General features: G+C 71.5%; 17 protein-coding genes. 12 read left to right on the forward strand and 5 right to left on the reverse strand.

Features of this window, described 5'->3' with window-relative positions:
* Window positions 1–73: 73 nt before the first annotated feature.
* Entirely contained in the window at window positions 74–1,657 is a 1,584-nt protein-coding gene (locus tag ACFY0K_RS08405; RefSeq protein WP_390639466.1) for a GMC oxidoreductase, read from the forward strand.
* A gap of 18 nt (window positions 1,658–1,675) precedes the next feature.
* On the opposite strand, the gene ACFY0K_RS08410 is transcribed toward ACFY0K_RS08405, so the two are convergent.
* Entirely contained in the window at window positions 1,676–3,472 is a 1,797-nt protein-coding gene (locus ACFY0K_RS08410; RefSeq protein WP_390639169.1) for an AMP-dependent synthetase/ligase, read from the reverse strand.
* Between the two features lie 316 nt (window positions 3,473–3,788).
* On the opposite strand from ACFY0K_RS08410, the gene ACFY0K_RS08415 reads away from it, so the two are divergent.
* The 6 genes from ACFY0K_RS08415 (at window position 3,789) to ACFY0K_RS08440 (ending at window position 9,165) form a co-directional block, all read left to right on the forward strand.
* Window positions 3,789–4,586: a metallophosphoesterase gene (locus ACFY0K_RS08415; protein ID WP_382725374.1), complete on the forward strand. Its 798-nt coding sequence runs from the start codon at window positions 3,789–3,791 to the stop codon at window positions 4,584–4,586.
* Between the two features lie 141 nt (window positions 4,587–4,727).
* Window positions 4,728–5,171, forward strand: coding sequence for an SRPBCC family protein (locus ACFY0K_RS08420; RefSeq protein ID WP_093503999.1), 444 nt, complete (start codon window positions 4,728–4,730; stop codon window positions 5,169–5,171).
* A 218-nt stretch (window positions 5,172–5,389) separates the two neighbouring features.
* Entirely contained in the window at window positions 5,390–6,544 is a 1,155-nt protein-coding gene (locus tag ACFY0K_RS08425; protein ID WP_390639170.1) for an ArsA family ATPase, read from the forward strand.
* Window positions 6,545–6,607: 63 nt separating this feature from the next.
* Complete coding sequence (locus ACFY0K_RS08430) at window positions 6,608–7,069, forward strand: DUF5304 domain-containing protein (RefSeq protein ID WP_390639171.1); 462 nt, start codon at window positions 6,608–6,610, stop codon at window positions 7,067–7,069.
* Window positions 7,070–7,302: 233 nt separating this feature from the next.
* Entirely contained in the window at window positions 7,303–8,256 is a 954-nt protein-coding gene (locus tag ACFY0K_RS08435) for an ROK family glucokinase (RefSeq protein ID WP_093504006.1), read from the forward strand.
* A gap of 159 nt (window positions 8,257–8,415) precedes the next feature.
* The gene (locus ACFY0K_RS08440) at window positions 8,416–9,165 is read left to right on the forward strand and encodes an endonuclease/exonuclease/phosphatase family protein (RefSeq protein WP_390639172.1); all 750 of its coding nucleotides are present in this window, start codon (window positions 8,416–8,418) and stop codon (window positions 9,163–9,165) included.
* 13 nt (window positions 9,166–9,178) lie between these two features.
* On the opposite strand, the gene ACFY0K_RS08445 is transcribed toward ACFY0K_RS08440, so the two are convergent.
* Window positions 9,179–9,775 (reverse strand): hypothetical protein, encoded by a 597-nt coding sequence (locus ACFY0K_RS08445; protein ID WP_390639173.1) that lies wholly within the window; start codon window positions 9,773–9,775, stop codon window positions 9,179–9,181.
* On the reverse strand, window positions 9,768–10,547 hold the full coding sequence (locus ACFY0K_RS08450; RefSeq protein WP_351954509.1) for an alpha/beta fold hydrolase: 780 nt from the start codon (window positions 10,545–10,547) through the stop codon (window positions 9,768–9,770). The genes ACFY0K_RS08445 and ACFY0K_RS08450 overlap by 8 nt, the downstream gene beginning before the upstream one ends.
* Before the next feature lie 191 nt (window positions 10,548–10,738).
* On the opposite strand from ACFY0K_RS08450, the gene ACFY0K_RS08455 reads away from it, so the two are divergent.
* The 4 genes from ACFY0K_RS08455 to ACFY0K_RS08470 all read left to right on the forward strand — a co-directional run bounded on the left by ACFY0K_RS08455 (window position 10,739) and on the right by ACFY0K_RS08470 (window position 14,574).
* Window positions 10,739–11,461, forward strand: coding sequence for a lysophospholipid acyltransferase family protein (locus ACFY0K_RS08455; protein ID WP_390639174.1), 723 nt, complete (start codon window positions 10,739–10,741; stop codon window positions 11,459–11,461).
* 64 nt (window positions 11,462–11,525) lie between these two features.
* On the forward strand, window positions 11,526–12,740 hold the full coding sequence (gene macS, locus ACFY0K_RS08460; protein ID WP_390639175.1) for a MacS family sensor histidine kinase: 1,215 nt from the start codon (window positions 11,526–11,528) through the stop codon (window positions 12,738–12,740).
* Window positions 12,737–13,399: a response regulator gene (locus tag ACFY0K_RS08465; protein WP_388710844.1), complete on the forward strand. Its 663-nt coding sequence runs from the start codon at window positions 12,737–12,739 to the stop codon at window positions 13,397–13,399. The genes macS and ACFY0K_RS08465 overlap by 4 nt, the downstream gene beginning before the upstream one ends.
* Before the next feature lie 146 nt (window positions 13,400–13,545).
* A complete protein-coding gene (locus ACFY0K_RS08470; protein WP_390639176.1) occupies window positions 13,546–14,574 on the forward strand; it encodes a 6-phosphofructokinase in 1,029 nt (342 codons plus the stop codon).
* A 102-nt stretch (window positions 14,575–14,676) separates the two neighbouring features.
* Here ACFY0K_RS08470 and ACFY0K_RS08475 read toward each other — a convergent pair whose 3' ends face one another.
* Both ACFY0K_RS08475 and ACFY0K_RS08480 read right to left on the reverse strand, forming a co-directional pair.
* Entirely contained in the window at window positions 14,677–16,542 is a 1,866-nt protein-coding gene (locus ACFY0K_RS08475; protein ID WP_390639177.1) for an anthranilate synthase family protein, read from the reverse strand.
* 98 nt (window positions 16,543–16,640) lie between these two features.
* A complete protein-coding gene (locus tag ACFY0K_RS08480; protein WP_351955038.1) occupies window positions 16,641–16,697 on the reverse strand; it encodes a trp operon leader peptide in 57 nt (18 codons plus the stop codon).
* A 106-nt stretch (window positions 16,698–16,803) separates the two neighbouring features.
* Between ACFY0K_RS08480 and ACFY0K_RS08485 the strand changes: the two genes are divergently transcribed.
* The gene (locus ACFY0K_RS08485; protein WP_390639178.1) at window positions 16,804–18,156 is read left to right on the forward strand and encodes a class II 3-deoxy-7-phosphoheptulonate synthase; all 1,353 of its coding nucleotides are present in this window, start codon (window positions 16,804–16,806) and stop codon (window positions 18,154–18,156) included.
* The last annotated feature ends 130 nt before the right edge of the window (window positions 18,157–18,286 follow it).

The raw sequence follows: 18,286 nt of genomic DNA on the forward strand, positions 1-18,286 counted from the left end.
AAAATCCGCACATGCTGCGCGCATGACAGCAAAACTGATGCAGCGTCAGCTGACGAGACGTCATATTTTGGGCATGATCGCCCTCCAGACCGCCGCGGCGGCCGGTCTCACCCGGGTCGGGCTCCAGTCGGCGCAGGCCGCCGAGGAAGCGGCCGACGTCGACAACGCGCCCGCGATCGTGGTCGGTTCGGGGTACGGCGGGGCCGTGGCCGCACTCCGGCTCGGGCAGGCCGGGGTCCGGACCCTCATGATCGAGATGGGGCAGCTGTGGAACACGGCCGGCTCCGACGGCAAGATCTTCTGCTCCACCGCCGCCCCGGACAAGCGGTCCATGTGGTTCAAGACCCGCACCGAGGCCCCGCTCGCCACCTTCCTCTGGCTGGACGTCGTCAACAAGGACATCGACTCCTATGCGGGAGTCCTCGACCGGGTGCACTTCGACAACATGTCCGTGTACGTGGGGCGCGGTGTCGGCGGCGGGTCGCTGGTCAACGGGGGGATGGCGGTCACCCCGCTCCAGTCGTACTTCACCGAGCAGTTCCCGACCGTGGACGCGACCGCGATGTACGGCACGTACTTCCCGCGTGCCCGCACCATGCTGGGCGTCAACACCGTCGACGCCACCTGGTTCGAGTCGACCGAGTGGTACCAGTTCACCCGGACGTCCAGGAAGGCCGCCGCCAACACCGGGCTCAGGACCACCTTCGTACCCAACGTCTACGACTTCGGGTACATGCAGCAGGAGGCCGCCGGTACCGCCACCAGATCCGCGCTCGCCCAGGAGGTCATCTACGGCAACAACCACGGCAAGAAGAGCCTCGACAAGACCTACCTGGCCGCCGCCCTCGGCACCGGGAACGTCACCATCCACACCCTGGAGAAGGTGAAGGCCGTCACCAGGGCGGGCGACGGGTCGTACGTGCTGAGCGTGGACCGGATCGACACGAGCGGGAACGTCGTCGAGACCAAGCAGTACAGCTGTACCTATCTGTTCCTGGGGGGCGGCAGCCTCGGGACCACCGAACTGCTCGTCCGGGCCCGGGACACCGGGGCGCTGCCCGCGCTCGACTCCAGTGTGGGGGCGGGCTGGAGCACCAACGGCAACACCATGCTGGGGCGCGCCAACCACATCTGGGACACCACCGGCGCCAACCAGGCGACCATGCCGGTCATGGGCATCGACGACTGGGCCAACACCGCCAACCCGGTCTTCGCGGAGATCGCCCCGCTGCCCATCGGGTTCGAGACCTGGGTGAGCCTGTACCTGGCGATCACCAAGAACCCGCAACGGGCCTCGTTCAGCTACGACGCGGCGAGCGACGGGGTGAAACTGGGCTGGACCGCGGCGCAGAGCGCGGTCTCGGTCGCCATGGCGAAGAAACTGTTCGACCGGATCAACCTGGCCAACGCCACGATCTACCGGTACGACCTGTTCGGCTCGACCGGCAAGGTGTTCGCCGACGATTTCTGCTACCACCCGCTGGGCGGCTGCGTGCTGGGCAAGGCCACCGACGACTACGGGCGGGTGAAGGGGTATTCGAAGCTGTACGTCACGGACGGCTCGCTGGTGCCCGGGAACATCGGCGTGAACCCGTTCGTCACCATCACCGCGCTCGCCGAGCGGGCCATGGAACGGGTTCTCGCCGAGGACTTCTGAGCAACCCCGAGCGGCCCTCTACTTCTGGTAGATGGCCTCGATCTCGTCCGCGTAGTCCTTCGCCACCACGTTGCGCTTGAGCTTCAGGGACGGCGTCAGGTGGCCCGACTCCTCCGAGAACTGGGAGGACAGAATGCGGAACTTCCGCACCGATTCCGCCTTCGACACCGCGGCGTTGCCGTCGTCGACGGCGTCCTGGATCGCAGCGATCAGATCCGGGTCGTCACGCAGCGACGCCGCGGTGGCACCCGCCGGCTTGCCGTGGTCGGCCGCCCAGCGGCCCAGGAACTCCTCGTCGATGGTGACCAGCGCGCCCACGAACGGCCGCCCGTCGCCCACCACCATGCACTCCGCGACCAGCGCGTGCGCGCGGATCCGGTCCTCGATCACGGCCGGGGCGACGTTCTTGCCGCCCGCGGTGACGATGATCTCCTTCTTGCGGCCGGTGATCCTGAGGTAGCCGTCCTCGTCCAGGGTGCCGATGTCCCCGGTGTGGAACCAGCCGTCGGCCAGCGCCTCGGCGGTCGCGGCCGGGTTGTTCCAGTACTCCTTGAACAGGTGCTCGCCGTGCAGCAGCACCTCCCCGTCGTCCGCGATGCGGATCACCGAGCCGGGCAGCGGCTGCCCGACCGTGCCGATCTTGGTCCGGTCCCAGGGGTTGAACGCGGTCGCCGCGCAGGACTCGGTCAGGCCGTAGCCCTCCAGGACCGTGAAGCCGATGCCGCGGAAGAAGTGGCCGAGCCGCTCGCCGAGCGGGGCGCCGCCGGAGATCGCGTACTCGCCCCGGCCGCCGAGCACCGCGCGCAGCTTGCTGTAGACGAGCTTGTCGAAGGTCTTGTGCTTGATCTTCAGGCCGAGCGCCGGGCCGGACGGCGTGTCCAGCGCCTTGCTGTACGCGATGGCGGTGTCCGCGGCCTTGTCGAAGATCTTGCCCTTGCCGTCCGCCTGCGCCTTGGCGCGCGCCGAGTTGTAGACCTTCTCGAAGACGCGCGGGACGCCGAGGATCAGCGTCGGCCGGAAGGCGGCCAGTTCGTCGGTGAGGTTCTTGATGTCCGGGACGCAGCCCAGCTTGATCGGCGCCATCATCGGGGCGATCTGGACGAGGCGGCCGAAGACGTGCGCGAGCGGGAGGAAGAGGAGGACGGAACACTCGCCGGTGCGGAACAGGGGGCGGAGCCGCTCCACGATGTTTCCGCACTCCGCGAAGAAGGCGCGGTGGGTGAGGACGCAGCCCTTGGGGCGGCCGGTCGTACCGCTCGTGTAGACGATCGTCGCCGGGTCGTCCGCCTTCGCCTGCGAGCTGCGCTCGTCGACCGTGGCGTCGGTGACGCCCTGGCCGAGTCTGCCGAGCTCCTCCAGGGCACCGGCCTCGATCTGCCAGACGTGCTTGAGAGCGGGCAGCGTCTCGCGCACCGACTCGACGGCTGCCGTGTGGCCGTCCAGTTCGACGATGCAGGCGGTCGCGCCGGAGTCGCTGAGGATCCACTGCACCTGCTCCGGCGAGCTGGTCTCGTACACCGGCACGGTCACCGCGCCGGCGCTCCAGATCGCGAAGTCGAGGAGCGTCCACTCGTAGCGGGTGCGGGACATCAGGCCGACCCGGTCGCCCGGCTGGATGCCGGAGGCGATGAGGCCCTTGGCCGCCGCGTGCACCTCGGCCAGGAAGGCGGTGGCGGTCACGTCCTGCCAGACACCGCCGACCTTGCGGGCCATCACGGCTGCGTTCGGATGCTGCGCGGCGTTTCTGCGGACGATGTCGGTCAGATTGCCGTCCGCGGGGACCTCGTACAAAGCCGGAAGGCTGAACTCGCGCAAGACTGCTGCTCCTCATAGGGCGCCGACGCCACGACGTTGTGCGATGCGACGGTGCGGTCCAAGGCTCGGGCAGGTGCTCAGGGCTTCGCCACGGGCTGGAAGATCCGTTGGTTGAATTCCTGAGCACGACTGGACTGCCCGGACGTTACCCGCCGGTATGGCTTCTTCGACAGGGGGGTCCGGCGAGATGTTCGGTGCGTCACACAGGTTGGTGTTCCTCCGCGTACGGTAGTCCACGGCTTTAGTGACTGACCAGTAACCGCGGGCCCGGCCATCGCCTGTTCACGTTTGCCGCACAGGCCTACCCTTGATCACCATGGCAGCCACACCCTCCGGCGTCCGAAGGACCCGCGTCCACGTGGTCAGTGACGTGCACGGCAACGCCCGTGACCTGGCCCGGGCCGGCGACGGCGCGGACGCCCTGATCTGTCTCGGCGACCTGGTCCTCTTCCTCGACTACGCCGACCACTCCCGCGGCATCTTCCCCGACCTGTTCGGCGTCGAGAACGCCGACCGTCTCGTCGAACTCCGCACCGCCCGCCGTTTCGAGGAGGCCAGGGAACTCGGTGCCCGGCTGTGGGGCGGGATCGGCATGGACCGGGCCACGGCGATCGAGAAGGCGGTGCGCAAGCAGTACGCCGAGATGTTCGCGGCGTTCCCGACGCCGACGTACGCGACGTACGGCAATGTCGACATGCCGCCGCTGTGGCGGGAGTACGCCGGTCCGGGCACGACGGTCCTCGACGGCGAGCGGGTGGAGATCGGCGGCTGGGTCTTCGGCTTCGTCGGCGGCGGCCTGCGCACGCCCATGCGCACTCCCTACGAGATCTCCGACGAGGAGTACGCGGCGAAGATCGAGGCGCTCGGCGAGGTCGACGTGCTCTGCACGCACATCCCGCCGGAGGTGCCGGAGTTGGTGTACGACACGGTGGCGCGCCGTTTCGAACGGGGCAGCCGGGCGCTGCTGGACGCCATCCGCCGCACCCGGCCCCGGTATTCGCTCTTCGGGCACGTCCACCAGCCGCTGGTGAAGCGGATGCGGATCGGGGCCACCGAGTGCGTGAACGTCGGGCACTTCGCCGGTACCGGCAGGCCCTGGGCGCTGGAATGGTGACCACCCCGGACAGGGGGTGAAGTGGGCTGGTCGGACGCGCGGTAGCCTTCACGCGGCACGCGTGTGCGCACGCCCGCGCACGCCGACCCCCTTTACCGGTCCCACCGGTCCCACCGGCCCGCATCTGGAGGAGCCACGGCGATGGCGGAACACACCAGCTCGAACATCACGATCGAGGCGGCCCCGGCCGACGTCATGGCGGTCATCGCCGACTTCGGGCGTTACCCGGACTGGACCGGCGAAGTGAAGGAGGCGGAGGTCCTGAAGACCGACGCCCAGGGCCGTGCCGAGCAGGTCCGCCTGGTCATGGACGCCGGTGCGATCAAGGACGACCAGGTCCTCGGGTACACCTGGACCGGCGACAACGAGGTCTCCTGGACGCTCGTGAAGTCCCAGATGCTCCGCTCCCTGGACGGCTCGTACCTCCTGAAGCCGGCGGGCGCGGGTTCGACCGAGGTCACGTACTCGCTGACGGTGGACGTGAAGATCCCGATGCTCGGAATGATCAAGCGCAAGGCGGAGAAGGTCATCATCGACCGGGCGCTGGCGGGGCTGAAGAAGAGGGTGGAGTCGGGGGAGAAGTGAGGTAGGGACGCGCCGCGGGGGTACGCGTAGGACGCCGGGTGCGGGTACGCGGTGGCTGGTCGCGCAGTTCCCCGCGCAGGTTTCTTCAGCCGCGGGCAGTCGTGCCGCTGGGGCGGCACGGGTGGGCGCGGCGGCACCCTGCGAGCGCCGGTAAGCGCCCCCACCCCCAGCGCCGGGCACCGATCATGCAAGGCCCGCTTCGGTTACGGTTCACCCTCATGCGCACCCTCCTGATCACCGGCCCCGGCGGCAGCGGCCGTACGACCGTCGCCGCGGCCACCGCCCTGCGCGCCGCAGGCGAGGGCACCCCCACCCTCGTCCTGAGCGCCGACCGCACGGACACCCTCGGTGCCGCCCTGGGCACGGCGACAGGACCGGAGCCCACCCGCGTCACTCCCACCCTCACCGCCTGGCGCCCCGACGCCGCCGCCCGCTTCCGCGAGGATCTCACCGCCTTCCAGACCCGCGCCGCGAACGTCCTCGACCTGCTCGGCGCCTCCCGTCTGGACGCCGAGGAGCTCACCCCCCTGCCCGGCGCCGAGGAACTCTCCTTCCTCCGCGCCCTGCGCGACGCCGCCCTCTCCGAACGCTGCGAACTGCTCGTCGTGGACCTGCCGCCCACCCCGCAGGCGCTCGCCCTTCTCTCCCTCCCCGAGGAGCTCCGCCGCTACCTGCGCCGCCTGCTCCCGCCCGAGCGGCAGGCGGCCCGCGCCCTGCGCCCCGTCCTCGGCCGTCTCGCCGGCGTGCCCATGCCCGCCGACTGGCTCTACGAGACCGCGGCCCGCTGGGACAGCGAGCTGGCCGCCGTGGAGGCCGTCCTCGCCGACCGTGACACCGCCGTACGCCTGGTCGCCGAACCGGGCCCGGCCGGCGCCGACGCCGTCCGCACCGCCCGGCTCGGCCTCGCCCTGCGCGGCCTGCCCGCCACGGCCCTGGTCGCCAACCGCGTGCTGCCCGACGCCACGCCGCTGCACGCCCTCGTCGCCCAGCAGCGCAAGGCCCTCGCGGAGTGGGGGGAGGCGTACGACGTCACCGAGGTCGCCCACCTCGGGCACGACCCGCGCGGCACCGACGACCTCGCCGTGCTCGCCGTGCCCGGTGTCAACACCGTGCCCGCCCCGGTCGGGTGGCCGGTCGCCGACCGGATCGAGGCGGACGGCGTCCTCGTCTGGCACATCCCGCTGCCCGGCGCGATACGGGACGACCTCGACCTCGTCCGGCGCGGCGACGAGGTCGTGATCACCGTGGGCGGCTTCCGCCGGATCGTCGCCCTGCCGTCGGCCCTGCGCCGCTGCACCGTCGCCGGGGCCGCCCTGCGCGACGGCGAGCTGCGGCTGCGGTTCACGCCGGACCCGGAGCTGTGGCCGCGCTGACGGTGAAACCGGTACGCCCGTTCGGGTAACGTCGGAGAGACGAACCGTAGTCAGGAGTCCGTCATGAGCGAAGAGCGCCCCGCAGCCGACGCCTCCGAGGCCGCGGACGAGGTACGGGCGACGGACGACGACGCCTGGGCCACCGCCTGCGCCGAGGACCTGGAGGCGGAGAAGGCCCGCCGCCGTGCCCAGTACGGCCCGCCCCCCGGGTCGGCCGCCGAGGAACTGCGCAGACTCGTCGACGCCGTCGCCGACAAGCTCTCCGGCATCCAGACCCCGCTGCTCGGCGCGGTCGCAGGACCCGCCGCCCAGCAGGTGGTCCGGCAGGTCGTCCAGCAGGCGAAGAACGCCGTCGAGCCCGTCATAGAGCGCAACCCGGACGTTTTCGACCACCTGGCCGCGGCCGGCAGCGAGCTCCTCGCCGCCTACCGCTCCGCGGTCCAGACCCAGGAGACCCGCTGGACCTCCGGCCGCCCCGACAAGGGCGACGAGGACGGCCCGGGCGAACGCATCGATCTCGACTGACAGCCCCCCAAGGCCCGGCCGGCGGGGTTCCCGCCCGCCGGGCGGTGCCCCCACCGCGTCGACTCCCTCCTCGCGCCTTGCAACTGCACGCTCCCCACGCTCGAACAAAAACGCGCGAGGGGGCACCCCCACCGTCACCGCCCGGCCCGCCCTCCGGGCGGACGACGGGAACCCGACGGCAGGGCCTCGGGTACCGTTGGCCGTAGCGGGGCTCGACCGAAACTGAGGGATTCATGGGACTCACCATCGGCGTCGACATCGGCGGCACGAAGATCGCGGCCGGCGTGGTCGATGAGGAAGGCAACATCCTCTCGACCCACAAGGTGCCGACCCCGGGCACGCCCGAGGGCATCGTGGACGCCATTGCTTCCGCCGTAGAGGGCGCCCGCGCCGGGCACGAGATCGTCGGCGTGGGCATCGGAGCCGCCGGTTACGTGAACCGGCAGCGCTCCACGGTCTACTTCGCGCCCAACATCGACTGGCGCCAGGAGCCGTTGAAGGACGAGGTCGAGGCCCGCGTCGGCCTCCCCGTGGTGGTGGAGAACGACGCGAACGCCGCCGCCTGGGGCGAGTACAAGTTCGGTGCCGGCAAGGGCCACCGCAACGTCATCTGCATCACCCTCGGCACCGGCCTCGGCGGCGGCATCATCATCGGCAACAAGCTGCGCCGCGGGCACTTCGGCGTCGCCGCCGAGTTCGGGCACATCCGGATGGTCCCGGACGGCCTGCTGTGCGGCTGCGGCTCGCAGGGCTGCTGGGAGCAGTACGCCTCCGGCCGTGCGCTGGTCAGGTACGCCAAGCAGCGCGCCAACGCCACCCCCGAGAACGCCGAGGTGCTCCTCGCCCTCGGCGACGGCACCCCCGAGGGCATCGAGGGCAAGCACATCTCCGTGGCCGCCCGCCAGGGCGACCCGGTCGCCGTCGACTCCTACCGCGAGCTCGCCCGCTGGGCCGGCGCCGGCCTCGCCGACCTGGCCTCCCTCTTCGACCCGTCCGCGTTCATCGTCGGCGGCGGCCTCTCGGACGAGGGCGAACTGGTCCTCGACCCGATCCGCAAGTCCTACAAGCGCTGGCTGGTGGGCGGCAACTGGCGCCCGGTGGCCGAGGTCATCGCGGCCCAGCTGGGCAACGAGGCGGGCCTGGTGGGCGCCGCCGACCTGGCGAGAGAGCCCGACCCGATCATGTAACGCCCTGGACTTCTCGGGATGCGGCAGCAACCGCAACTCCCCAGGGGCGCGGGGCTGTATTCATGTGCGGCTGCCGCCGCGTGGGCGCGACAAGCCACCACGCACCGGCAGTCGCACACCCACCTCGCGCCCCGAGCCATGGGGCGTACATTGATCACCATGGCGTCGCTCCCCAACTCGCACACCGAGCCCGACGGTTCCGCGGTCGTCCGCGTCCTCAGCTACAACATCCGCTCCATGCGGGACGACACCGACGCCCTCGCCCGCGTCATCAGGGCCTGCGCCCCCGACCTGGTCCTGGTCCAGGAGGCCCCCCGCTTCTTCCGCTGGCGCAAGAAGCTCGCCCGCCTGGCCTCCGCCTCCGAGCTGGTGATCCTCACCGGGGGCGGCACGGCGGCCGGTCCGGCGATCCTCTGCGACCTCCGCGCCACCGTCGAGCGCACCGAGGACGTCCTCCTCCCCCTCACCCCCGGCCTGCACCGCCGCGGCCTCGCGACCGCCGTCGTCCGCATCGGCGGCGCCCGCCTCGGCGTCACCAGCTTCCACCTCAGCCTCCAGCAGGACGAGCGCTACGAGCAGGGCGGCATGCTCCTCGACCGGGTCGCCGGCCTGGGCGTGGAGCACGCCATCGCCGGCGGCGACCTCAACGACCGCCCCGACGGCCGCACCTTCCGCCGCCTGGCCGACGCCTACCAGGACTGCCGTACCGCGGCTCCCTGGGGCGGCGAGTTCACCTCCGGGTCCACCGACCCGCACCAGCGCATCGACGCGATCTTCGCGACGAAGGGCATCGAGGTACTCGGCTGCGGCGTCCCCGAGCACCTGCCCGGGGTGACCGGGGCAGACCTGAGGGCGGCCACGGACCACCTTCCGGTCCTGGCCGCCCTCAGAGTCCCGGCAGCGTCCTAGCGGGCGCGACGCCTCAGACCACGGCGCCCCGGCCCGGGTCCCCGTCGTCCTCGTCGTCCGTCTTCATACGGGTCACCAGCGTGACGAACCCGCCGAGGAAGCCGCCGATGCCCAGCGTCGCCAGCCACCAGGTCATGTCCCAGCCCAGCAGCACCGCGAGCAGCAGCAGGATCGGGCCGCCCACCACGCCCAGCCAGGCGAACTTGGCCGTGGCGTCGGACTCCGGCAGCGGCGGCGGGTCGGGCGGCACGAAGTGCCCCTCGTCGTCCTCGTCGAAGTCGTCCTCGGACGGCTCAGGCGCCGTGTAGTCACGCGGGCCGCCCACCCCGGGCGCGAAGGAGACCGAGCTGCCCAGCGGCTGCACGGGCCGCTGCTCCCCGGCCGCCCCGGCCCCCGTCCCGGCGGGCTCGGCCTCCGCTTCGGTCTCGTCCTCGTCGTCCATCGCGGGCAGCGCGAGGTCCTTCACCGGCTTGTAGGGCGCCGTGCCCGGGGGGTCCGGCGGCTCGTCGCCGTACCCCGCGACGATCGCCGCCCAGGCGGCCTCCTCGTCGAAGGGCACCCCCGTCTCGTCCGGCTCGCGGTCCCCGCGGTCGGAGTCGTGCTCAGCCAACTGCGGCCGTCCCTTCCTTGCCGACACTGGGTGCGAGCCGGCCGATGAAGGCGAGGCTCTCCTCGAAGATCCGGTCCGCGTCATGGTCCAACGTCGCGACGTGGTAACTCTGTTCCAGCACGACCTCCGTTACGTCCGTGGAGGACACCCGGCTCAGGATGCGGGCGGAATCCACCGCCGGGACCACATGGTCCTCGACGCTGCGCAGGAGCAGCAGCGGCTGGGTCACCTGCGGCAGCTCCTTGTCCACCTGGCGGAAGAAGTTCCGCAGCGAGTGCGCGCTGTGCAGCGGCACCCGGTCGTACCCCACCTCGGCGGCGCCCGGCCTGGCGATGTCGCTGGCGATGCCCCTCGTCGTCCGCACGAGATGCCGGGCCACCGGAAGGGCGTACGCCGACAGACCGTGTACCTTGTTCGCCGGGTTGACGATCACCACGCCGTCCACACCCGTACCGTTCCTCGCGGCCAGCCGCAGGGCCAGCGTGCCGCCCATGGACAGGCCCGCCACGAACACCTGGGAGCAGCGCTCGCGCAGCAGCCGCAGCTCGCGGTCGACCTCCGCGTACCAGTCCTGCCAGCCGGTGACCGCCATGTCCTCCCAGCGCGTGCCGTGCCCGGGCAGCAGGGGCAGGGACACGGTCAGGCCGTGTGCCGCATGGTGTTCCGCCCAGGGGCGCAGCGACTGGGGCGAGCCGGTGAAACCGTGGCAGAGGAGGACGCCGGCCTCCCCGCCGGCATGGCGGTACGGCTCGGCTCCGGGGAGAACCGGCACCTTCGGTCTCCAATTCATTTCGAGTTCGTTCGAGAGGGGCGGAACTGCGGGAGCCGTGGACGACGACTCCAGTTGTGCTTCACCGTACGCGACGGCACTGACACCGACCAGGGTCGTCGGGCCCATTCCCGGCGCTCCGGGTTAAGGTCTGATCGACGGAAACAGGAGGCACTCGGTTGTTGTACGGCGCGATGAAGGTCGCTATCGGGGGACCGCTGAAGGTCACCTTCAGGCCCTGGGTGGAGGGCCTGGAGAACGTCCCGGCCGAGGGCCCGGCGATTCTGGCCAGTAACCACCTGTCCTTCTCGGACTCGTTCTTCCTGCCCGCGGTGCTGGACCGCAAGGTCACCTTCATCGCGAAGGCCGAGTACTTCACCACGCCCGGGCTGAAGGGCCGCCTCACGGCCGCCTTCTTCAAGGGCGTCGGCCAGCTCCCGGTGGACCGCTCCGGCGCGCGCGGCGCCGGCGAGGCCGCGGTGCAGAGCGGCATAGACGTGCTGGAGCGCGGCGAGCTGTTCGGCATCTACCCGGAGGGCACCCGCTCGCCCGACGGCCGCCTCTACCGGGGCAAGCCCGGCGGCCTCGCGCGCGTGGCGCTCGCGACCGGCGCCCCGGTCGTCCCGGTCGCCATGATCGACACGGAGAAGATCCAGCCGCCGGGGCAGGTGATGCCCAAGCTGATGCGACCGGGCATCCGGATCGGCAAGCCGCTGGACTTCAGCCGCTACCAGGGCATGGAACACGACCGGTTCGTGCTGCGCGCGGTGACCGACGAGGTCATGTACGAGATCATGAAACTGTCCGGCCAGGAGTACGTGGACATCTACGCGACGGCCGCCAAGCGGCAGATCGCGGAGGCCGCCAAGGCCGAGAAGGACGCGGCGAAGGCCGAGAAGAAGGCCGCCGAGGCCTAGACCGGCGGCAGGGGGCCCGCAGCCGGGGGACCGGTGGCCGGGGAGGGCAGGGGGACCGGGGGACATGAGCAAGCGGGAACGCGTCGTACGGATGTCGGTCGAGCAGCCGCTGTGGCGCGCCCTCACCGGCTACCGCGTACTGACCCTGCTGTACGCCATCGGCCTGTTCGCCTCCGCCTACGACGACTACGACCGCCCGGGCGTCGCCCTCGCCTACTACGCCGTCCTGACCGTCTGGACCCTGGCGACCCTGCCCCGCGTGCAGAACGCTGCGGCCTGCACCAAGCGCTTCCTCGCCGTCGACCTCGCCGTCGCGCTCACCGGCATCGTGCTGACCCCCTGGGTGGTCACCCAGGGCCACATCGACCGCGGCGGCCCGACCCTGCCCTCCATCTGGACCGCCGGCTCGGTCCTCGCCTACGCCCTCAAGGGCGGCTGGCGCTGGGCCGCGTTCGCCTCCACGCCGGTCGCGGCCGCCAACCTGATCGAGCGCGGCCACCCGGCCCGCGACACCGTCCACAACGTGATCCTGGTCTGGGTCGCCTCCATCGCCATCGGGTACGTCGTCGAGGTCGCCCGCGCCTCCGAGCGCACCCTCGCCCGCGCCCTGGAGATCGAGGCGGCGACCCGGGAGCGGGAGCGGCTCGCCCGGGACATCCACGACGGCGTGCTCCAGGTGCTCGCCATGGTGCAGCGCCGCGGCGCGGTCCTCGGCGGCGAGGCGGCCGAACTCGGGCGGCTCGCCGGGGAGCAGGAAGTGGCCCTGCGGACGCTGGTCTCCGGCGGCCTGGTGCCGCCCTCGCGGCTCTCCGAGGACGAGGCCGAGGGCGCCGTCGTACGCCTGGTCGAGGAGCCGGACGACGGCGGGTCCGTCGACCTGCGCACGCTGCTCTCGCGGTACGCCGGATCCCGGGTCGGCCTGGCCGAGCCCGGCGCTCCGGTGGAGCTGCCGCCGGGCGCCGCACGCGAGTTGGCGGCCGCCGTCGGTGCCGCCCTGGACAATGTGCGCAGGCACGCGGGCGAGGCGGCGCGGGCCTGGATCCTGGTCGAGGACGAACCCGGCGAGGTCGTGGTGACCGTACGGGACGACGGCCCCGGCATCCCGGAAGGACGGCTGGCCCAGGCCGAGGGGGAGGGGCGGCTCGGGGTGGCCCAGTCGATCCGCGGGCGGCTGCGCGACCTGGGCGGCAGCGCCGAGCTGTTCTCGACTCCCGGGCAGGGCACGGAAGTCGAGCTGAAGGTACCGAAGGTCTCCCCGGGGAAGGCGGAGCGGCGATGAGCATCAAGGTCATGGTGGTCGACGACCACCCCATGTGGCGGGACGCGGTCGCCCGGGATCTGACCGAGTCCGGTTTCGAGGTGGTCGCCACCGCCGGGGACGGCGACCAGGCGGTGCGCCGCGCCAAGGCCGCCGCGCCCGACGTCCTCGTCCTGGACCTCAACCTGCCGGCCAAGCCGGGGGTCCAGGTCTGCAAGGAACTCGTCGGCCACAACCCGGCGTTGCGGGTCCTGGTGCTCTCCGCGAGCGGGGAGCACGCCGACGTCCTGGAGGCGGTGAAGTCCGGCGCGACGGGTTACCTGCTGAAGTCGGCCTCGACGGAGGAACTCCTCGACGCGGTCCGCCGTACCGCCGTCGGCGACCCGGTGTTCACGCCGGGCCTCGCCGGTCTGGTCCTCGGCGAGTACCGCCGGCTGGCATCCGAGCCCGCCCCGGAGACGGACCCCGACCGGCCCGACGCGCCCCGGCTCACCGACCGCGAGACCGAGGTGCTGCGCCTCGTCGCCAAGGGCCTGAGCTACAAGCAGATCGCCGAGCGCCTGGTCATCTCCCACCGCACGGTCCAGAACCACGTGCAGAACACCCTCGGCAAACTGCAGCTGCACAACAGGGTTGAGCTGGTGCGGTACGCGATAGAGGCGGGGCTCGACGACGACTGAAACGGTTGATCTGATCTGATCTTCGGGCGGCGCGTAAACCAACCGCCCGACAATTCACCGGAATTGCCCTTCCGCGCCCATCCCTGTGTGAGCTGGATCACCATTAGCGTGAGTCCCACAGGCAACCGCGGCGAAGGGACATTTCCATGCGGGTCGGAGTACTGACCGGAGGCGGCGACTGCCCCGGGCTCAACGCCGTCATCCGGGGCATCGTCCGCAAGGGCGTGCAGGAGTACGGCTACGACTTCGTCGGCTTCCGGGACGGCTGGCGCGGACCCCTCGAAGGCGACACCGTCCGCCTCGACATCCCCGCCGTACGCGGCATCCTGCCCCGCGGCGGCACCGTCCTCGGCTCCTCGCGGACCAATCCGCTCAAGCAGGAGAACGGCATCCGCCGGATCAAGGACAACCTCGCCAAGCTGGAGGTCGACGCGCTGATCGCGATCGGCGGCGAGGACACCCTCGGCGTCGCCGCCCGCCTCACCGACGAGTACGGCGTGCCCGTCGTCGGCGTGCCGAAGACCATCGACAACGACCTGTCCGCCACCGACTACACCTTCGGCTTCGACACCGCGGTCGGCATCGCAACCGAGGCCATCGACCGGCTGCACACCACCGCCGAGTCCCACATGCGGGTCCTGGTCTGCGAGGTGATGGGCCGGCACGCCGGCTGGATCGCCATCCACTCGGGGCTCGCCGGCGGCGCCAACGTCATCCTCATCCCGGAACAGCGCTTCGACGTCGACCAGGTGTGCGCCTGGGTCACGTCCCGCTTCAAGGCGTCCTACGCCCCGATCGTGGTCGTCGCCGAGGGCGCCATGCCCAAGGACGGCGAGATGGTCCTCAAGGACGGCACGCTGGACTCCTTCGGGCACGTCCGGCTCTCCGGGGTCGGCGAGTGGCTGGCCAAGGAGATCGAGAAGCGCACCGGCAAGGAGGCCAGGACCACCGTCCTCGGGCACATCCAGCGCGGCGGCACGCCCAGCGCCTTCGACCGCTGGCTGGCCACCCGCTTCGGCCTGCACGCCGTCGACGCCGTCCGCGACGGGGACTTCGGCAAGATGGTCGCGCTGCGCGGCACCGACATCGTCCGGGTACCGATCGCCGAGGCCACGGCCAAGCTGAAGACCGTCGACCTGAAGCTGTACGAGGAGGTCGGGGTGTTCTTCGGCTGACAGCCGGCTCCCCCTGCTCGGCCCGCGCGCGCGGGCCGAGCTTTCACATATGCGGCTGCGCCGCGTGGGCGCGACCAGCCCGCACGCACCCGCACCCGGAACTCAAGCGCGAACGGTTCCGGTACCGCGCAACTGCCCCACCAACTCCCGCACGATCACCGCCCCGTTCAACGTGAGCACCGACTCGGGATGGAACTGCACCCCGGCGAAGCCAGGTCCCCGCACCGCGTGCACCTCGCCGTTGTCCGCCCGGCTCACCTCGACGCCGTGCGCGGCCAGCTCCCGCGCCGCCTCGTCGTCGCAGCGGGCCACGAAGCTGTTGTAGAAGCCGACCGTCTCCGGCCGCCCGAACAGGTCCACGGTCGTCTGCGCCCCCTGGTAGGGGACCTCCTTGCGGACGATGTCCAGCCCCAGCTCCGCCGCGATCAGCTCGTGCCCGAGGCAGACGCCCAGCACCCCGTGCCGGTGCTCCCGGATCACGGCCGCCGTCAGCTCCCGCAGGATCCGCATCTTCGGATCGTCCAGGTCGGACGGGTCACCGGGCCCCGGGCCCAGCACCACCGGCCCCGCGTGCGCGAGCACGGCCGCCCGCAGCCCCGGCTCGTCGTAGCGCCGGACGGTGACGTCGAGCCCGCCGGCCCGCAGCACGTGCCCGAGCATCGCCGTGAACGTGTCCTCGCCGTCCACCACGAGCGCGTGCCCGGCCAGCTCGCCGGTCCGCTCCTGCATCCGCAGCCAGAACGGCGCGAGCGAGGCGCGGCGCCCGTCCAGCGCGGCCCGCACCCGGGGGTCGTCGGCCAGCCGCGGGCCGGTCCGCTCGGCGCGCGGCCGTGACGGCCGTACCCCGAGGGCCGCCAGCACGCCCGCCGCCTTGGCGTGCGTCTCGGCGACCTCGCTCGCCGGGTCCGAGCCGCGGACCAGGGTGGCGCCGACGGGGACCCGCAGCCGGCCGTCCGCGTCGATGTCCGCGGTGCGGATCAGGATCGGGGAGTCCAGGGTCTGGGCGCCGCCGGAGTCACGGCCGAGCAGGGCCAGGGCACCCGCGTAGTAGCCGCGGCCGCCCACCTCGTGCCGCTCGATCACCCGGCAGGCGTTCTGCACCGGCGACCCCGTGACGGTCGCCGCGAACATCGTCTCCTTGAGGACCTCCCGCACGTCCAGCGAGGACCGGCCGCGCAGCTCGTACTCGGTGTGCGCGAGGTGGGCCATCTCCTTCAGCCGCGGCCCGACCACCACACCGCCCATGTCGCCCACCGTGCACATCATCTTGAGCTCCTCGTCGACGACCATCGACAGCTCCTCGATCTCCTTGCCGTCGGCGAGGAAACCGAGCAGGTGCTCGGGGGTGGGGCCCTCGGCGGGATAGCGGTACGTGCCGCTGATCGGGTTCATGACCACCGTGCCGCCGGACATCCGCACGTGCACCTCGGGGCTCGCGCCGACCAGCGTCCGGTCCCCGGTGTGCACGACGAACGTCCAGTACGCGCCGCGCTCGCCCTCCAGGAGCCGCCGGAACAGCGCCAGCGCGTCGGCGCGTCCGAAGCCCGGGATCTCGCCCTGGTACGTCCGCCGGATCACGAAGTTCGCGCCCTCGCCCCGGCCGATCTCCTCGCGCAGGACGCGGCCGACGATCTCGGCGTACGCGTCGTCGTCGACGTCGAAGGCGCCGGAGTCGACCTGGACGTCGTGGGAGGGGAGGGTGGCGAGGGCCTCGTCGAGTGGAATGTGACATACCACTGTCGGGGTCAGCACCAGCAGCGGCGTCCCGTCGTCCCGCACGTCGAACCCCCGCTCCCGGATCTGCCGGTACGGGACCAGGGCCAGCCCCTCCTCGGGCAGGTCGGCGAGACGGTCACGGGCGGTGACCGGGCCGAGCAGGAGCTCCACCGTGCTCGCGTCGTGGCCGGGGGTGCGGCGGCGGAGCAGGGCGAAGGGGCGGTCGTCGTCGAGCAACTGGGTCAGGTCCATGGTTCCTCTGCCTGGGGGGCTGGTGAGGGAGGAACGACCCCGGGAACGCCGAAGGCCGCCCCTCCGGGCGGCCTTCGCGAAGTCTTGCGTACGCGCAGTCAGTGGGCCGCCGGAGAAGCGGTCCACCACCAGTTCTTGGTCGAATGCGCGAACATGCGGGAAAGCCTACCCCACCGGGCACCCTGTCCACAGGACAATCACGGCGTCTCACCAGTCGAGCCGGAGGAAAATATGGCGACACGACCCCGTAATGTTTACGAGGTGACCGTGAACGCTAAGACCAGCCTCGGTGCTGGCAACACCTGGCGAAACCTGCCCGCGGCGCAGCAGCCCGAGTACCCCGACCCCGAGGCTCTGCGCGCAGTCGTTGCGGAGCTGGAGTCGTATCCGCCGCTCGTCTTCGCGGGCGAGTGCGACCAGCTGCGCGCCCGGATGGCGGCCGTCGCCAAGGGAGAGGCGTTCCTCCTCCAGGGCGGCGACTGCGCCGAGGCCTTCGACGCGGTGTCCGCCGACCACATCCGCAACAAGCTCAAGACCCTCCTCCAGATGGGTGCCGTACTGACGTACGCCGCGTCGGTGCCCGTGGTGAAGGTGGGGCGGATCGCCGGCCAGTACAGCAAGCCGCGCTCCAAGCCCACCGAGACCCGCGACGGCGTGACGCTGCCGACCTACCGCGGCGACTCCGTCAACGGCTTCGACTTCGACGAGGCCTCGCGGATCCCGGACCCCGAGCGGCTGAAGCGGATGTACAACGCCTCCGCCTCGACGCTGAACCTGGTGCGGGCCTTCACCACCGGGGGTTACGCGGACCTGCGCCAGGTGCACGCCTGGAACCAGGACTTCGTGAAGTCCTCCCCGTCCGGCCAGCGCTACGAGCAGCTCGCCCGCGAGATCGACAACGCGCTGAACTTCATGCGGGCCTGCGGCGCGGAGCCCGAGGAGTTCAAGACGGTCGAGTTCTTCTCCTCGCACGAGGCGCTGCTGCTGGACTACGAGTCCGCCCTGACCAGGGTCGACTCGCGCACCGGCAAGCTGTACGACGTCTCCGCGCACATGGTGTGGATCGGTGAGCGGACCCGGCAGATGGACGGGGCGCACATCGAGTTCGCCTCGAAGATCCGCAACCCGATCGGTCTCAAGCTCGGCCCGACGACGACGGCCGAGGAGGCGCTGAGGTACATCGACCGCCTCGACCCGGACCGCGAGCCGGGCCGGCTGACCTTCGTCGTCCGGATGGGCGCGGACAAGGTCCGCGACAAGCTCCCCGAGCTGGTCGAGAAGGTCACCGCCTCGGGCGCCACGGTGGCCTGGGTGACCGACCCGATGCACGGCAACACCTTCGAGGCGGCCTCGGGCCACAAGACCCGCCGCTTCGACGACGTGCTCGACGAGGTCAAGGGCTTCTTCGAGGTGCACAAGAGCCTCGGCACCCACCCCGGCGGCATCCACGTCGAGCTCACCGGTGATGACGTCACCGAGTGCGTGGGCGGTGGCGACGAGATCTTCGTCGACGACCTGCACCAGCGCTACGAGACGGCCTGCGACCCGCGGCTGAACCGCAGCCAGTCCCTGGACCTGGCGTTCCTCGTCGCGGAGATGTACCGCGACCAGTAGGGCGGCCTCATGGGGGTGGGGGGGGGGGGGGGGGGGGCGGGCGCCCCCCCCCCCCCCCCGGGGGGGGGGGGGGGGGGGGCGTGTTTTTGTTTGGCGTCCACGAACACGGGGGGGCCCGGCAGGGGGGCCG

This window comes from Streptomyces sp. NPDC001507 (assembly GCF_042894765.1).
GTDB lineage: Bacteria > Actinomycetota > Actinomycetes > Streptomycetales > Streptomycetaceae > Streptomyces.

Bases quoted from the DNA above. Each gene is read 5' to 3' on its own strand.
- ACFY0K_RS08465 (WP_388710844.1), top strand. From the start codon at position 12,737: ATGAGCATCAAGGTCATGGTGGTCGACGACCACCCCATGTGGCGGGAC.
- ACFY0K_RS08475 (WP_390639177.1), bottom strand. From the start codon at position 16,542: ATGGACCTGACCCAGTTGCTCGACGACGACCGCCCCTTCGCCCTGCTC.
- ACFY0K_RS08435 (WP_093504006.1), top strand. From the start codon at position 7,303: ATGGGACTCACCATCGGCGTCGACATCGGCGGCACGAAGATCGCGGCC.
- ACFY0K_RS08420 (WP_093503999.1), top strand. From the start codon at position 4,728: ATGGCGGAACACACCAGCTCGAACATCACGATCGAGGCGGCCCCGGCC.
- ACFY0K_RS08415 (WP_382725374.1), top strand. From the start codon at position 3,789: ATGGCAGCCACACCCTCCGGCGTCCGAAGGACCCGCGTCCACGTGGTC.
- macS (WP_390639175.1), top strand. From the start codon at position 11,526: ATGAGCAAGCGGGAACGCGTCGTACGGATGTCGGTCGAGCAGCCGCTG.
- ACFY0K_RS08425 (WP_390639170.1), top strand. From the start codon at position 5,390: ATGCGCACCCTCCTGATCACCGGCCCCGGCGGCAGCGGCCGTACGACC.
- ACFY0K_RS08470 (WP_390639176.1), top strand. From the start codon at position 13,546: ATGCGGGTCGGAGTACTGACCGGAGGCGGCGACTGCCCCGGGCTCAAC.
- ACFY0K_RS08405 (WP_390639466.1), top strand. From the start codon at position 74: ATGATCGCCCTCCAGACCGCCGCGGCGGCCGGTCTCACCCGGGTCGGG.
- ACFY0K_RS08430 (WP_390639171.1), top strand. From the start codon at position 6,608: ATGAGCGAAGAGCGCCCCGCAGCCGACGCCTCCGAGGCCGCGGACGAG.
- ACFY0K_RS08455 (WP_390639174.1), top strand. From the start codon at position 10,739: ATGAAGGTCGCTATCGGGGGACCGCTGAAGGTCACCTTCAGGCCCTGG.
- ACFY0K_RS08440 (WP_390639172.1), top strand. From the start codon at position 8,416: ATGGCGTCGCTCCCCAACTCGCACACCGAGCCCGACGGTTCCGCGGTC.